Source organism: Streptomyces sp. NPDC002911 (genome assembly GCF_053591835.1).
In genome coordinates this window covers 1-12,466 of sequence record NZ_JBSFUO010000057.1, presented here as the reverse complement: position 1 = coordinate 12,466, position 12,466 = coordinate 1, and the positions used below count along the sequence as shown (strand labels likewise).

The following is a 12,466-nucleotide window of genomic DNA, read 5'->3' as shown; positions in this document are numbered from 1 at the left end:
CACCGTCGCTTTTTTTAGGATTTCAATCGTCTTCGCCTGCTCTGCGGTGAGCTTCCGCAGCCGCTTCAGCTCCTCGTCCCGGTCGTCCGCGCCCGGCGACAGGGCTGCCGTCACCGGCGCGGCCTCTGCGGCCCGGGCCTTCTTCACCCACGCACGCAGGCTTTCCGAACTGACCCCGAGTTCACGGGCGACATCAGTCACTGTCCGGCCCGACGACCGTACGAGCTCGATCGCGTCACGCTTGTACTCGTCCGAGTACCGCTTCGTGTACTTGCTTCCCACCTGGTGCTACTTCCTCTGGAACCTCAGGGTCCCAGTCTCCAGGTGTCCATGATCAAGGGGAAACTTCAGGAGGAGGGCCAGGACCTGGTAGAGGGTCAGGCCGGCGTGTGGGCTTTTGGGTCGAGCCGCCTGAGGGTGAGGAAGGCTTGGGCGGCGGTGACGAGGGTGACGTGGTGGTGCCAGCCGCGCCAGGTGCGGCCCTCGAAGTGGTCCAGGCCGAGGCCGTGTTTGAGCTCGCGGTAGTCGTGTTCGATGCGCCAGCGCATCTTCGCCCACCGCACCAGCTCGGCGACGGGAGTCTCCGGCAGCAGGTTCGATATCCAGAAACCCGTCGGCGTCTCCTGGTCGGCAGGCCACTCGACCAGGACGGTGGAAGTGGGCAGGACTCCGTCCCATTGGTTGCGTCCGCCGCCTGCCGCCTGCCGCCTGCCGCCTGAGCAGTGGCCAGGGACTGCTTGCCCGCCGTCCGAAGAGTCAGGACCCCGAACCGTGAGGTCATCGGCCCTTTGCTGCCCTGCCGCCAGGCCACCTCGGTGAAGTGGCCGGCGACAGCGGCCTCGGCCGCGTGGAGGGAGAGAGCTCGCGGCGCCGTCCGGTAGCGGGGAAGCGTCGGCGGGCCCAGCCCTCCGTAATCCGGCTGATAGGGCTCGATGTCCAACTCGTGGGCGACTTCCTTCCCGGTCAGTGCCAGCACGTAGGACAGACCCCTCTCCTGAAGGCCGTGGCGGAAGGGGGTGCTGACGCCGTAACCCGCGTCAGCGACCACGACCGGGGCTTTCAGCCCCCACTCGGCCACGTTGTCCAGCAGCCCGAGCGCGAGGCGCCATTTCTCCTGATGAACGACGTCCTCGGGGATGCCGGCCCGGCGGCAGCGGCCCGGCTCGTCCGTCCACTCCCGGGGCAGATACAACTGCCAGTCCAGCGGACACGACGCGGTGTCGGTCGCAGCGTGGACACTAACCGCGACCTGGCAGTTCGCCCGCTTCCCCAGGGCCCCGCAATACTGGCGGGCGACCCCGGCCGAGGCCCGGCCGCACTTGGGGAACGACACATCGTCGATCACCCACACCTGCGGTGTGATCGCCTCGGACGGACGGCGGGCGATCCGTCGCCGCACCGGCAGCGGATCCCTCGGTGACTGGTTCACGAACTGCTGCAGGGCCTGCATGTTCCCGTCCGGCAACCGCTCAGCCATCGGCTGGATCGACTTACGACGACCGTCCAGCATCAGTCCCCGCAGATAACACGCACCCCACCGCCGCTGATCCCGCCGCGACAACGCCCCGAACACATCACCCACGAACTCCGCCAACTCACCCCGGAGCCGCTCGACATCCCCCAGTTTCACACCCTCAGGATGCCCACCACCAGGTAAGATCACTCAAGGTAACGAAGCACTACTAGGGCCTGCCCGGCCTATCGTTGATGGCGTGCGCATGGCTGCTGCTTGAGGTTTCTGTGGCGACGGTCTGAAGTCGATTGCTGGACGCCTGATGCTGCGCGACCATCGTCGGATGAGTAAGGATGAGGGTCGGAAGCTGACGCGTAAGGGCCTTCCAGCCGAGCTTCGTTTTCGGCCTGCTCCAGACCGAGGACTGTGCCCGCGCTCTGTACGTGAGCGCCAAGCCAGTGGACGAGACGAACACTGAGTACGTCGAGAGAAACGTGGCCCTCCGGCTGGAACGCCGGGAGCTGATCACCCGATCGGACAACCCGCTCGAACTTCGCGTGATCATGGACGAGACTGCCGTTCGCCGGATGGTCGGCGGACCGAAGGTGATGCGTGATCAGTACGACGAGATTGTCGAACTGAGCCGCCTCGATCACGTCACGATTCAGATCCTCACCCATGACGTGGAGACGTACAGGGCGGAGAGCATTTTCTCCATCCTGAAATTCAGCGAGGCCCTTGATCCGATCGTGCAGGTGGACATGCCGAACACGATCAGTGTGACGGACGAGGAACGTGACGTTCAGAAGCACGTCCGCCGCTACGACGCCATGCGCGATAGCGCCCTAGCGACAGCCGGTTTCCTACAACAACTAGCACGAGAGTGGAAATAGCCATCAATATCAAGCCCCGCACCCTTGCCCCGGACTTCGCCCCCGAGTCCAGCTGGCTCAAGTCCTCCTACAGCAACGACACGGGCGGTTCCTGTGTCGAGATCGCACCCCTGCTCAACCAGGTCGGCATCCGCGACTCCAAGAACAAGAAGGGTCCCGCCCTCGTTGTCCCGCAGGCCGCATGGAGCGCCTTCCTCGGCCTCGCCATCGAGTCGAGCACCACGGCGTAGCAGGCCGAGTCGTAAGCCGTGGTGTAGCAAGCCGCGGTGAACGCAACGGGTCCCCTCAGAGGAATTGAGGGGGACCCGTTTTGCGCTTGACCTGGTCTATCCTACGGTCGACAGCTCCTTGCCCGAAAGACGGTGGTCGTCATGGGCGCGGCACCCTCCGGGCCTTGGTCGCGAATGACGTCGCAACCCAGCAATTCGAATCCGTACTCGTCCAGCAGCTTTTCCCAGACGGGTGTGTCGAGCACCCACCGCTGCATGGTGCTGGCGGATCCGTCCGCGAGGCGGGCGGGAACGTCGGCCGGCTGGCACTCGGTGGCGGGCGGAGCCCCGTTCTTGTAGTGGCCGAGAGTGGAGAAGACCAGCCGGCCCCCGGGCCGCAGGGCCGCCGCGACCGCAGGGAGCAGCACATGCGGATCGCAGAAGTCCACGGCGCCGAACAGTGAGTAGGCCACGTCGAGAGTGTCTGGACGGTCGGACAGGTACGTCGCTGCATCCGCCTGGACGAGATCCAGACGAGGTACTTCACCGTGCATGACCGTGCTGCGCGCGTGCTGTGCTTCGGAGCTGTCCAAGGCGACGACGCGGGCCGGGCTCATGGATCTGGCCACGTACGCGGCCTGACGCGCTGACCCGGCGCCGAGCTCGGCGATGTCGCGGCCGGCGACGTCGCCCAGGAGCTCGTCGCCGGGTCCCATGCGCTGGTACCAGTCCCAGTGCAGGCGGGGCAGCGCCGGTCGTTCCGGTGAGGCCGACGCTCCGTAGTGGTGCCAGAGGTCGGGCGCGGCCATTGGGGTCGATGAGGTTGGAGTCACGGGCACATACTGGCCCGTTCCTCATGATCGACGTTGTGGCCTTGCCGGATCTCCACTCGTTCGCGAGGCCGCCCCGCCCGGGAGTCAACCGGGCGGGGCTTGAGCGAGTGTCAGTGGCCGTCTTCGCCGGGGCGGCACGGTGTGCACTTGGAGGAGTCGGCCTCCCAGAGCGGGCGGTCGACGTTCCACCCAGCCGCGGCCAGGATGTCCGCCGTGCGGGCGACGGACCCGTCGCCCTTCATCTCGACCTCGGGAACGTGGTGAAGGTACTCGCCCCCGTTGAACCGGTCGCACAGCGCGAAGAACGCCCGGGTGTCCAGCATGACCATGTGAACGCCGATGTCGACGATCGCGCCGGGTCCCATGCCGAGACGCCGGCCCCTGTTCTCCATGGCCGTGATCAGGTACGCCACGGCCTGGCCGAGGACGCGCTCGGCCATGACGGAGTCGAACGGGTAGTCCCGCATCAGCAGCCCGACCAGCTTGGCCCACTGGGCGTCACGGACGTAGTCGTGCGGGTTGCGGGCAGCGGCGAGAGGGTTGGTGGTTCCACGAACGGGGGTGTCAATGACTGCGGTCACTGCGGTCCTCCTTCTGCGGGCCCCGTGCTTGGGGGCGCTGACTCCATGACACCGTGACCGAGCCACCGAAGGGTTCCAACGCCCGTGCTATGCATGCCGTTTGCAGGTCCTGCACACGCCGTATACGGGGCCGGACCGGGGCCGTACCGTGGGGAGAGGCTCTCCGTGACCCCTGGCCAGTGGAGGCGCGATGCGCACCGTCCAACCACTGTGGCGCTGCCCCCGAGTGAACTCGCTCGTCTCCGCGCGGGACGTTGGCGGGCTCATCCGGCTGGCCCGCGAGGAACTGGGCTGGCGTCAGGCGGATCTCGGGCAGCGGATCGGCTGCTCGGCCTCGACGGTCTCCCGTCTGGAACAGCGGGGGAGCCGCGCTGATCTGCGACTTCTCAAGCTTGCATCGTTAGCCGTCGGTATGCCTACAAATGTCCTAGCCGAGACTCTGGGGTTAACGGAAGCTGCGACCACTAGAGTGACGGCGGTAGGTCCACGAGCCGAGGAGGACGCCATGCGCCGCCGTACCCTGCTCGCCGCTGCCGGTCTGGCCGCACCGGTCGGATTGCTCGCCGGGATGGACACAGCCCTGGCCAGCCTGCCCGACCCCACAGGGTCCCCCGTTCCCCTCGACCAGCGCCTTGCGGCGGCCCGCACCGCCTTCGACGCCGGCCACAACGACCAGCTCCTCCAGGCGCTCCCGGGTCTTCTTGCCGACGCCCACGACGCTGCCCGCCGAGTCCGCAGCGACCTCGCGTACGCCCGACTCTCGTCCGCCTACAGCCTCGCCTCGCAGGTGCTGGTCAAGGTAGGCCGCCACGATCAGGCCCGCCTCACCGCCGACCGGGCAACCGTGTATGCCGAGCTGTCCGAGTCTCCACTCGCAGCCGCGGCTGCCGCGCGCGAACTCAGCATCGTCCTCCGCCACCAGGAACAGCCCGCCGCAGCCCAGCGACACATCCTCGAAGCTGTGTCCCGGATCGAAGCCACCGGCCTCAAGACGGACGCGCAGGCCTCGGCGTACGCACAGATGCTCTGTACGACCTCCTACACCGCAGCGGTTGCCGGCGACCGGCAGCAGGCCATCTCGATGATCCATGAGGCATCCCGGGCGGCCCGCGATCTGCCCATCGAGCCCCCGGCCGGCCGCCTGTTCCCCATCACTCCGGCATCAGTCGATCTGTACGCCGTGAGCGTCCATTGGGCACTCGGCGACGCCGGAGCAGCGCTCGAAGCAGGCCGCGGCCTGCAAGCGGGACAGTTCAGGACCGCCGAGCGCCGCAGCCGGATGCACACCGATCTGGCGCGTGCGTGGTGGCAGTGGGGAAAGGCCGAACAGACAGCCGCCGAGCTGCTGTCCGCAGTCCGTGTCTCGCCGAGCGAGGTTCGCGACCGCCCGTCCATTCGCCAGATCGCCGCGGACCTCTACGCCCGCCACCCGCAGACCCACGGCGTCCGGGAGCTGGCAACGGCGGCCAGCCTCCGCGCTGCCTGACCGCCGCTCACGCTCTCTCTTCCTGACCTGCTACCTCGCCCGGTGAAGCGGCTCGTGCTGCGGCTACCCCCGCGCGAGCAATCCCTCCGTACTGCGGAACCTTGTCGAGCGGGTCGCTTGTCCCGACACCGTGGCGGCAGTCATAGACCGTGTCGGCGGTGTGGGAGCCGTCGGCCCACCAGCCGGCCACGTTCCGCTCAGCGAGGGGAACGCCCTTCTCGGACATGTCGGTGTTCGCACCGGCCCGCCAGGAGTGGGAGGTGACCTTCTTGCCATCGATGTACGGCACGCCTGCCTGCGCGGCGAGAAGCTGGAACCGCTCGTTGAGTGAGCCCGGCCACATACGGGTGCCGCGCTTGCGGTTCGCCGGGTAGGAGCGAAGACCGCCCTTCACGGTCAGGGCGCGGAAGGTCGGCTGGTCGGGGCCGTCCGCGCCGAGCTCGCGCAGCACGGCGAACCAGGTGCGGGCGCGGCGTACAAGCTGAAGGTCGGCGCGGTCGTTGATGAACCGGCCAGACCCCTTAGCCGCCTGGTCCGTCTTGGACATGGCGGTGGTGACGTGGATGCCGGTGTCGTAGATCCGCAGCCGCTTGTTGAGCTGGTCGGCCAGCTCGGACTCCCGGTGCAGGTTGGCGTAGGCGAGCACCACCAGGAACGCGTCCCGTTTGCCGATGTTCGTGCTCTCGTCGATCGAGTCAAGAATCCGAACGGTGTACTCAATCGTGGCCGCTGCCGCACGTTCGACCTCGCCGCCGGCCCTCACCCAGTCCTTCTTCCAGGCACGCAGACGCCCCTTGAAACGGCTGGGGTCGGGCCGAAGGTCGACCGGCTGCCAGTTGTAGATGCGGGACATGTACTGACCGACGCTGTCCGGTTGGAACTCCCCGGTCTTGCCCTGACGGATCAGGTGCAGGCCATAGCTTGATCTTTAACCTGTGCGCCGCGGACGTGGGTCCGTTGACTTCTTCGTTCGTCGTTTCGTGGAGCCTGGTTTGCCGACCGTGTGCACGTCGTGGCGTGGGGTGGGCCGGGTGTTTTTGCTTCCGGGTGGTCGGCCTGGTCCGGGGTGGGAGGCTTTCGGTGCTCCGGCTGGGCAGTCGGCCTTCGGGCGGAGATGCCGAAAGTCGCGGCGGACCCTGGCGGGAGTGAGCCTGTCGGGCGAGGCCGGTTTTTCCCACGGCCGCCGGAGGTCGGCTGCCAGCGGGCGGGCGAGCCGTAGCTGGGTGAAGACCGCGAGGATCAGCCAGGTCCAGCGGTCGGCGGCTTCGGGGGTGCGAATCTTCGGGCAGGTCCAGCCGAGTGTCTGCTTGAAGAGGCGGAAGGTGTGCTCGATGTCGAATCGCCGCAGGAATGCCTGCCAGAGTATGTCGACGTCGGACTCACAGGCGCCGGTGCCCGACCACCACAGCCAGACCGGCTTTGGCGTGGCGCCGCTGGGCAGGTGCTCAACTTGCAGGCGGATCACGGTGCCCTCGATGACCGGCAGTGCACCGAGCTGGGAAGTCCAGGCCGAACGATGGGTCAGCCGAGGATGAAGTCGGTCCCAGGCCCGGGCAGTGGCCATCCCGTAGAGGCGGGTTGTGGTCACCGTCTGCGCGTCGGGTGTGCCCCAGGTGGCTGGGTCGCCGAACACGAACTCGCCGCCATGACGGGGTGGCCGACCCCGGACACCGGGCTCGCGCGACGGGACCGCGCGTCGCAGGACGCGGTCCGAGCGCATCCGGCCCAGCACCTGCACCGGGAGATCCTTCAGAAGGAAGGCCAGGCGGGGAACGTCGTAGCCGGCGTCCACGACGATCAAGATCTCCGGGTCGCCGTCCGTCCGCTGCCCGGCATCGATCAGCCGCTCGACGAGCTCGCGCATCTGCCGAGCCGTGACGGTGGCGGCGTCATCGCCAGGTGCCAGACGCAGCGCGTCGAGCGGCGCGGTCCAGGAACTGCGGCCCGTCTCAAGTGCGCAGATCACCGAGTACGGCCAGCCGGGCACGGGAATGTGCTGGTCCTTGCCCCGCCCGTAGGTGTGGCACAGGATCCGCTGCGGTGAGGTGTGAGCGCTGGGCCGCAGCCAGCAGGTGAGGTCGGCGGCCAGGACCAGCCGGCCGTCCGCCGCCCGCGGCAGGGACACCGCGGCCAGGGCCCGCCGCAGCCGGGCCACATCGACCCGGCCCGCAGACAAGGCATCGTAGAGCCCGCCGTGCCCCGCTTCCACAGATTTCCCGGTTCGCCAGCGGGCGGAAGGCCTCGACGCGATGATGGAGCTGGCTTTCATCGGGGCCAGTTTGTCGGCCTATGAACGTGAAGAGGTACTGATGGCTCAGACGCTTGGCGACGACGACCGGCATCTTCTTGAGCTGGTAGTTCTGCTTCCTGGATGGGAGGACGAGCAGTTCTGGAACCGCGTTGAGGAGATCTCGGGCGTCAAGGGGGCCCGGCTCGAGTTCAACACTGCCCTGAGCAACGCTGCCTCGCACCGCAACTGCATGTCGCTGTCACACCTGGTTCTTGGAACCTTCGGTCAGCCAGAACACCGCGGCGCCCTCGCCCGCCTAGTCGGGGCAGACCTGCTGCTGATCTGCTCCACCAACAAATCCGGCGTGGGCGACCGTTGGATCGAAGATGCCACGGCAACAGCGTGGCGGATTTGGTTTCGGCTGTCCGATGCTCAAGACAATGACCCCGTGGAGGCGCTGAGCTGGAAGTGGGAGCTGCACCTGCCCCCGGGGAAGACTGACAGATGATCTAGAGCAGGGTCCGCCCCGGCCATAGGTACTGGCAGGTGGGGCTTGTCCGTTCAAGTTCAGCAGCCGAGGTACGCGGACGCGGAAGGCTGGGCGGCCCGAGCTGGAGGCCGGCTCGGGCCAGGCGCTCACGGGGGTACCGAGCAGGCTGTCTTGGTCGGTCATCAGCGCCGCCGAACAGTTCCTGTCGCAGGCTCGCCAGGAGTTGGCTGCGGTCCAGGGCGGCGAGCAGCAGCGGGTCGAGGCCCTCACCGTCCGTCCGGGCACGCCTCCCGTACACGCCCAGGGCCCGGCTGGACCGGGCGCCGGCCGACGATCGGCACGGCCGACGCGCTCGCCGCGGCCGGGCCCGAGACACCGGTGCGCACCGATATCCCCCAGCCGACGGATCGGTCCGCACTTACGCGTCCTGGAGCGACCGCGGCGGGGCCTTGGCCAACCGCATCGACTGCCTGGCGCTCGCGCGCGGGCTGGACGTCTGGTCCTGGGTCGAGTCCTCACCCGCAACGGGCACACCACCCGCTGCGGGCAACGTACGCACCCACCCGTTGCGGCAGGTCCTCGCCGACGTCGCCGGCCGGGTGCTGGCGACGACTTCGTCGGCGACAGCCGCTCACGCTCCGCACTCTGCGTGATCGGATCGTGGGTTACCTCAGGCCGCTTGGCGACCGAAGAGCTTCGCGAACCGCAGCGAGATACCGGTGAGTGGGGCATGGCGCAGCACGTTGGCGGCGAACTGGGCCGCAACGGTGGAGCTCATGGCGGCCATCTCGGCGCTCCACTCGGTCCGGTAGTGCTCGCGCTCCTTCGCCGGCAGCAACCGGAGCGCAAGGTCAACTCTCCGCCCGGCGGCACGCTGCTGGGGATCTACCTTGAGCGAGAGCACCTCCCGGTTGACAGCGTCCACAATCGCCAACATTCGCGTCGACTCGTCCATAATCGCAATGATCGTCTTCATGGACAACGACTTCGGGAACCGCGCGGTTGTCGTCATCTCCTCCAACACTTCTGCCGCCGTGGGCATTCGCCCCATGAGTGCGGCGAAGTCGGACGCATAACGTACGACCAAATCCTCCAGGTTATCGGGGAAGGGATCGACCACCGGGCGCTGCTGGGCCATCACCATCGCCTCAAGCTCACGCGCGGCCGCGTCGTCCCGAGCGACGAAGCGCCTTTCTGTATTCCGCGCACGAATGCGGCCTCCATGCTTCTGTCCCAGCCCCCACACGAAAGCAAGCAACGCAGCCGAGATGCCGCCAGCGAGCAGCAGAACAACAACCTCCACACCTGCACTCACGCCACACCACCTTCAGGGCGGAGAGAGGCAGCCCCGCGCCGCTTGCGCCCGCTCGCCTTGGCGAGAGCGGCAGTTGCGGACTGGGCACCCTTCTGGCTGAGCCGGTAGTACCGGCGCTTGGGGCGCCCCTCCTCGTGCGTGTCGATGTCCTCCCAACGACTTTCGAGCCATCCGCACTGCTCCAGCCGGATCAGGATCGGGTAGATGGAGCCGGGCGCGAGGCCGGCCGCGTCGCTGATCTCAAGTCCGTAGTGCTCGTCCGCCGGCTTCGCGATCAGCGCGGTCAGCACGGCCCTTGTCGCCATCGTCATTCTCGGCTCACCCATACCCATAGCGTACTGCCACATAGCTAGGTGGAGATAGCTCTACCCTAGATCGAACTATTCTGAACCTATGTGGAGATAGACACAGACCCCCTATGAGTAGTAAGACTATGACCCACGGCGGGACGGGCGAGTCGTCAGGGCGGCGACCGGCCACCCCCGGGATCGGGTAGGTCATGATCGATTGGGCCCTCGTGGCACTGCTCTGCAGCGTCGGACTGCTTCTCTCGGCGATAGTCGGCGGTGTCGCCGCAGCCCTCCCCGACCCTGCCGCTCCTCACTGGGCGGACCGGTGCCGTCGAGGCGCCAAGGCGTTCGCGGCGACGCTGACGCTGCTCATCGCGCTGGCGGGCGTGATCATCTTGCTGATCAAGGCGGTCCAGGGCTTGTCGTAGTCGCCGGCCCGGACGTGGCGGATCGGGGTGGACCAGTGGCCGGGCGGGCTTGACCCGCCCGTTCGGGCGGGCGGGTGTGCTGCACTTGCAATACCGGCGCGCGTGGACAACCGCTGGCCCGCAGCCGCACACGCTCCGCACTCTGTGTGATCAGTTCGCGGGTCGGGTCGGGGTTGCAGTCTCGCCGGACGAGAAGAGGTGGCGCCTGGCATCCTGTGCGCATGCCGAGCCACCTGATCACGGACCTGCGAGCGATAGCCGAGGGCCTCCCCGAAGACCCCGCGAAGTGGCCGGACATCCCGTGCCCCACGTGCCTCCGGCGCTCAGTGCGGCCGATTGTGGAGTCGCTGGTGACGGAGGAGAACGCGACCAGCGTGGCCCTCCACGAACATCCCAACCATGAGATGGACTGGATATCCGGCGCGTTCCACTGTCTCGCCCAGTGCACCAACAGCGGGGGCGACGTCGTCCGGATCCTCGGGACGACCAGCGTCACCATGGGCTATGACGACTCCGAGTACCACGCCCCGTTCTACTTCGAGGCCTTGCACCCCACTCTGTTCCAGCCGGCCCTCCCGCTGATCGACAGCCGTTCCAACTGCCCCGACTCGGTCGGCCGCCGTGTCGACGCCGCCGCCCGGGTGCTCTGGTTGGACCCCAGCTCCGCCGCCAACCGTCTGCGGTCGGCAGTGGAAGCGGTGATGGACGAACAGGGCGTGGCTGCGGGGACCCTTCACTCGCGCATCGAGCGATGGGCGAAGAGCGTCCCGACTCACGTCGACACCGCGCAACTCCTGCTGTCGTGGAAGTACATCGGCAACGTGGGGAGCCACGACGACGTGCTGCGCATCTCGGATGTCCTGCACGATCTGGATGTCCTCGACCTCGCCCTCGACCTGATCTACGACACGCGGCAAGACGAGATCAGGAAGAAGGCAGCCGGGATCATCGCTAGGAGGGGAATCCCCGCCGTGTGATCCTCGCGGGCGGATGCCAGGTGCCCACTTCCGACCATAGGGCACCTCCCTATGGGCGTGGTGGTGGGTCTTCGGCTTGGGGGCCTGCGATCGGGGCTGTGGCCGCCTCGTTCAACACCCTTGGGGGGGTGGTGAGCGAGAGCAAGTGGAGGGCTTAGAGACACTGATGGGGCCGTGACCGGGGTTCGGTCACGGCCCCACTGAGGGTGTCTGGCGGCTACTGCTGGACCTCAGGGAGCGCCAGGTCGTACGTGTCGTCGTAGGCGCCCGGGTTCTGCCACCCGGCCTGTTCAAAGGCCCTCTCATGCGCACCGAATTCCAGGACGTCTCGCATGACGCCTTCGACGTCCTCGATCACGCCGTCGTGGAGGCCGATCGGGCTGGCGGGCGCGTACCAGAGGGTCCGGCGCTCGCCGTCGAGTACGGCGCGGAGCGTGCCGTTGGTGACGTCCACCGTGAGCACCGCCGCTGTGGGCACGTACTTCCGGATGAGATGGGCGGCGTAGGCGGCTGCGGCGGTCAGGGCTGCCGCGCGGGCTCGCTTCGCTTCACCGTGGGCGTCTTCGCACCGGACGTAGAGGGCGTCCGCGACCGGGTCGGGGCTGCCAGTCGCGGCCTGGTCCTCGCCGCCGGCCGGGGCACTGGGCGACTTCTCGCACGTCCACCACGCGTTCAGCTCCTTACGGGTGTAGGCGAGGACGTCAGCCTCGGTCTCGAACTGAGTCGCGATGTCCGGGTTGCAGGCGCACCGGATGTGGAGCACCCCCACCTGGTCGCCGTCCGTGATGACGAACTCCTCGGTGCCGTGTGGAGCGACCACCCTGTACCGCTTCGGCTGGCCGGGCTCGACCCGCTCCTCGTGCCGGAGGTGGGCGATGACCTCCGGGGTGATGACGAGAGTGACCGCGGTGGTCTCCTCGATCTCGTACGGGGGGGGCTTCCAGGCCGAGGACGTCCACCCTGCGCCTGGCGATCTCGGCCGCCTGCCTGTGGCGGAGGCGGTTGATCTCGGCGAAGGCCAGCCCGACCGCTTCTCGGCGGAAGTCGGCCTCGGCCCACACTCGGCGGAGGCGGCCAGGGCGCGGAGCGTGCCGGGGATGCCGTGCGGGAGGCGCACCTCACCGTCAAAGCCGAGCTCGCCGACCAGTGCGATGCCCTCGATGTGCTCGGCGGGGACGTCGCCGGCTGAGGCGACCCCGGTTGTGTGGACACGCTGACAATGGATCTTGCAGATCCGAGGAAGGGTGTCCTGGTGGGACGGAAGTCTCCGTATCCGGCGGA

13 protein-coding genes and 3 pseudogenes are annotated in these 12,466 nt (G+C 67.8%); 7 read left to right on the top strand and 9 right to left on the bottom strand.

Going from position 1 to position 12,466, the window contains the following annotated elements; translation table 11 throughout:
- Together ACWD04_RS33290 and ACWD04_RS33285 are read right to left on the bottom strand one after the other, a co-directional pair.
- Positions 1-282 (bottom strand): transposase (locus ACWD04_RS33290; RefSeq protein ID WP_451137468.1); only part of this gene is annotated, 282 nt, incomplete at its 3' end.
- A gap of 95 nt (positions 283-377) precedes the next feature.
- Positions 378-1,630: pseudogene (locus ACWD04_RS33285) on the bottom strand (IS701 family transposase).
- A 206-nt stretch (positions 1,631-1,836) separates the two neighbouring features.
- Between ACWD04_RS33285 and ACWD04_RS33280 the strand changes: the two are divergent.
- A pseudogene (locus tag ACWD04_RS33280) lies at positions 1,837-2,346 on the top strand (DUF5753 domain-containing protein); the annotation flags it as partial.
- Positions 2,337-2,576, top strand: a complete 240-nt coding sequence (locus tag ACWD04_RS33275; RefSeq protein ID WP_451137467.1) for a DUF397 domain-containing protein — start codon at positions 2,337-2,339, stop codon at positions 2,574-2,576. The pseudogene ACWD04_RS33280 and the gene ACWD04_RS33275, both read left to right, overlap by 10 nt.
- 101 nt (positions 2,577-2,677) lie before the next feature.
- On the opposite strand, the gene ACWD04_RS33270 is transcribed toward ACWD04_RS33275, so the two are convergent.
- Positions 2,678-3,364, bottom strand: coding sequence for a class I SAM-dependent methyltransferase (locus ACWD04_RS33270; RefSeq protein ID WP_451137466.1), 687 nt, complete (start codon positions 3,362-3,364; stop codon positions 2,678-2,680).
- A gap of 134 nt (positions 3,365-3,498) precedes the next feature.
- Complete coding sequence (locus ACWD04_RS33265; protein ID WP_451137465.1) at positions 3,499-3,969, bottom strand: hypothetical protein; 471 nt, start codon at positions 3,967-3,969, stop codon at positions 3,499-3,501.
- 190 nt (positions 3,970-4,159) lie between these two features.
- Here ACWD04_RS33265 and ACWD04_RS33260 point away from each other — a divergent pair, with 190 nt between their 5' ends.
- Positions 4,160-5,455, top strand: a complete 1,296-nt coding sequence (locus ACWD04_RS33260) for a helix-turn-helix domain-containing protein (protein ID WP_451137464.1) — start codon at positions 4,160-4,162, stop codon at positions 5,453-5,455.
- A 7-nt stretch (positions 5,456-5,462) separates the two neighbouring features.
- On the opposite strand, the gene ACWD04_RS33255 is transcribed toward ACWD04_RS33260, so the two are convergent.
- On the bottom strand, positions 5,463-6,308 hold the full coding sequence (locus ACWD04_RS33255; protein WP_451137463.1) for a hypothetical protein: 846 nt from the start codon (positions 6,306-6,308) through the stop codon (positions 5,463-5,465).
- A 75-nt stretch (positions 6,309-6,383) separates the two neighbouring features.
- Positions 6,384-7,655, bottom strand: a pseudogene (locus ACWD04_RS33250) (NF041680 family putative transposase); the annotation flags it as partial.
- Between the two features lie 49 nt (positions 7,656-7,704).
- Between ACWD04_RS33250 and ACWD04_RS33245 the strand changes: the two are divergent.
- Positions 7,705-8,193 (top strand): hypothetical protein, encoded by a 489-nt coding sequence (locus ACWD04_RS33245; RefSeq protein WP_451137462.1) that lies wholly within the window; start codon positions 7,705-7,707, stop codon positions 8,191-8,193.
- Between the two features lie 431 nt (positions 8,194-8,624).
- Positions 8,625-8,828: a hypothetical protein gene (locus ACWD04_RS33240; RefSeq protein WP_451137461.1), complete on the top strand. Its 204-nt coding sequence runs from the start codon at positions 8,625-8,627 to the stop codon at positions 8,826-8,828.
- Between the two features lie 17 nt (positions 8,829-8,845).
- Here the strand turns inward: ACWD04_RS33240 and ACWD04_RS33235 are convergent, their stop codons facing one another.
- Positions 8,846-9,490: a hypothetical protein gene (locus ACWD04_RS33235; RefSeq protein ID WP_451137460.1), complete on the bottom strand. Its 645-nt coding sequence runs from the start codon at positions 9,488-9,490 to the stop codon at positions 8,846-8,848.
- Positions 9,487-9,816 carry a PadR family transcriptional regulator gene (locus ACWD04_RS33230; RefSeq protein WP_451137459.1) on the bottom strand — a complete coding sequence of 110 codons (330 nt, stop codon included), beginning with the start codon at positions 9,814-9,816 and terminating at the stop codon, positions 9,487-9,489. Before ACWD04_RS33230 ends, ACWD04_RS33235 begins: the two co-directional genes overlap by 4 nt.
- Before the next feature lie 173 nt (positions 9,817-9,989).
- On the opposite strand from ACWD04_RS33230, the gene ACWD04_RS33225 reads away from it, so the two are divergent.
- Positions 9,990-10,208, top strand: coding sequence for a hypothetical protein (locus tag ACWD04_RS33225; RefSeq protein ID WP_451137458.1), 219 nt, complete (start codon positions 9,990-9,992; stop codon positions 10,206-10,208).
- Positions 10,209-10,558: 350 nt separating this feature from the next.
- Entirely contained in the window at positions 10,559-11,185 is a 627-nt protein-coding gene (locus tag ACWD04_RS33220; RefSeq protein ID WP_451137457.1) for a DUF4145 domain-containing protein, read from the top strand.
- A gap of 217 nt (positions 11,186-11,402) precedes the next feature.
- On the opposite strand, the gene ACWD04_RS33215 is transcribed toward ACWD04_RS33220, so the two are convergent.
- On the bottom strand, positions 11,403-12,466 hold a 1,064-nt coding region (locus tag ACWD04_RS33215; RefSeq protein ID WP_451137456.1), incomplete at its 5' end, for a hypothetical protein.

Bases quoted from the DNA above. Each gene is read 5' to 3' on its own strand.
- ACWD04_RS33270 (WP_451137466.1), bottom strand. From the start codon at position 3,364: ATGGCCGCGCCCGACCTCTGGCACCACTACGGAGCGTCGGCCTCACCG.
- ACWD04_RS33260 (WP_451137464.1), top strand. From the start codon at position 4,160: ATGCGCACCGTCCAACCACTGTGGCGCTGCCCCCGAGTGAACTCGCTC.
- ACWD04_RS33255 (WP_451137463.1), bottom strand. From the start codon at position 6,308: ATGTCCCGCATCTACAACTGGCAGCCGGTCGACCTTCGGCCCGACCCC.
- ACWD04_RS33245 (WP_451137462.1), top strand. From the start codon at position 7,705: ATGATGGAGCTGGCTTTCATCGGGGCCAGTTTGTCGGCCTATGAACGT.
- ACWD04_RS33230 (WP_451137459.1), bottom strand. From the start codon at position 9,816: ATGGGTGAGCCGAGAATGACGATGGCGACAAGGGCCGTGCTGACCGCG.
- ACWD04_RS33225 (WP_451137458.1), top strand. From the start codon at position 9,990: ATGATCGATTGGGCCCTCGTGGCACTGCTCTGCAGCGTCGGACTGCTT.